We start from the raw sequence: 2159 nt of genomic DNA on the forward strand, positions 1-2159 counted from the left end.
AATTAGTGTCATAACTTAAGTGATTTGGAAATGAATTCTAATGTCGGAAAAAGAAAAATAGAAATATAGCATACATACAATAAGGGAATGCAGTACAGATCAGCATACAAGTATTCCCTTGCTATTAAAATGTTGTTTTTTAAGTATACTTTTATTTACGTAAAACATTGGGTTCTATGATATAAAATATTATATTTCAAAAAAGTATCGCTATTTTTGAAAACGCTTACTATAATAAGGGTACATAGATTTATAAAATCTTAATATAGTAATAAAAGAGGAAACAATATGACAATCGCAATGGCAGTTTTAAAATTTATAGGTGGAATCATTCCATTCGTACAAGAGCTTTTAAAAGCAGTAATATAAGTTCATTATTCCGCAATTTTTATAAAAGAAATAAGGGATTCTTTTTCTTTTGAGTTTTGTTCTTAAGTATTAAATTATTTTTTGTTAAACAGATGAATAGGGAAAATAAAAAGTAAAAAAATATAATATATTATTAAATAAATTTATGTGTTGTTTTGATGCAATATTGCATATTAAAAAGAGTTGCTAATTTTGTTATTTCAAAATACAATATAAATAATTAAATATTCAGAAAAATACAAGGAGTGATCATTATGGCAATTGCAACAGCAGTTTTAACCTTCTTAGGTGGGGTACTTCCTTTAGTAGCAACTTTATTAAAAGCATTTATGTAATATAATTTTTTCAGAGTTATTCTTAATAAAACTTATACAAATGATTCATGTATTGGAAGTGTACTCAATATATGGATCATTTGTATGGGTTTTATTAGAAAAAAGTTTTTTTGTTTTTATTTAGGTTATAGTCTGATGGTAATGAAATGACAATCAACCCCAAATAATTAGGAGATTCTTTACAATGTAAGCGCTTTCTGTTATAGTGATAATGGGTTGGATGGCACGAGTGGCTATCAGGGTATTTAGCGTAGGTGGGGCTAATACTATGGACAGGATAGAAAGAAATATTATATTGTTTTTTACTATTATGAAACTCTACATACATTATAAAAAAGGAACTGATTCATTATTTTATGAATTGATTCCTTTTTTTATTTTATTACAGTTAAGTGAGGGTAAGGCAATTTTCTTTCGAAAAAATGTCGAATTTATCAGAATTTTGTATTTTTTTGTTGATTTATTTTATTTTTAATGCTAAACTCATAACAACAAGGAAAGAGTAAACAAAAACCCTTAGCGATTAAATTCTCAGAATGTTTAGCCTTATCGGTCGATTTACTCCATTTGATTGACATGTTTGTGTATTGAATCCTCCACTCTTTCTTTGTTGTACCCTACAAAAGAAAACAACCTGTTTTTATCCAAGTTGTTTTCTTTTGTAAAAATTTAATTATTGTTTTTATGACAGTTGGGATAATTATTGTAAAAGTTATTATGGTTTACAGAGGGGGTGGACAGCTAATAGATTGGACATTTAATGCGGAGTTTACATTACAATGGAGTGAATACAGAAAGGGGTGAAAACCAAGAAATTTGGTGTCAGTTTATTAATTTTAGAAAAGGAAGAATAGAAATATAGTGGACATACAATTACAATAAGGGAATGCAGTATAGATTAGTATACAAGCATTCCCTTTTTACGATTATGTTATTATAGGTATGAATGAATTCCTTACTTATATATATTCCATGTATTTTATCCACTACATATGAATAGGTAGTGGTTTATTTTTTAAATTTGAAATGTATCTAAGATATTATCTTTTTCTTCTTTATTGATACCAATATATTTGAGTGTAATTTGTGGTGTACTGTGATTGAGTATGTCTTGCAACATAGCGACATCTTTTGTTTGTTTATAGAACCAATAGCCGAATGTTTTGCGCATTGTGTGAGTTCCGATAGATTCTACATCGGCAAAATCACCGGCTTTTTGCAATTGTCGATAGGCTTGGATTTTACTAATGGGTTGATTTCCTTTACGTGAAGGGAATAACCAGGTATTTTCTACTGTTTGGGCGTATTGATATACTTCGTCAAAAATAGAAGTAAGATTAATAATCCGTTCTTTCTTCGTTTTTCCCTCTTTTACTTTTAATTCTTTTCTACGTTTTCGTTTTAATTTTAAAATCATATGAGTCTCTAATTGAAGTAGATCACTTACTCGTAGAC

At 28.0% G+C, this 2159-nt stretch carries 1 protein-coding gene; it reads right to left on the reverse strand.

The genetic code is table 11. The features are described 5' to 3' along the window. Positions 1-1719: 1719 nt before the first annotated feature. Positions 1720-2159, reverse strand: a 440-nt coding sequence (locus tag C568_RS0130130) for a tyrosine-type recombinase/integrase (RefSeq protein WP_018783735.1), incomplete at its 5' end; no start/stop codon positions are given.

Origin of the sequence: Bacillus sp. 95MFCvi2.1, assembly GCF_000374965.1 — a bacterium.
In the GTDB taxonomy this organism is placed as follows: Bacteria; Bacillota; Bacilli; order Bacillales; family Bacillaceae_G; genus Bacillus_A; species Bacillus_A pseudomycoides.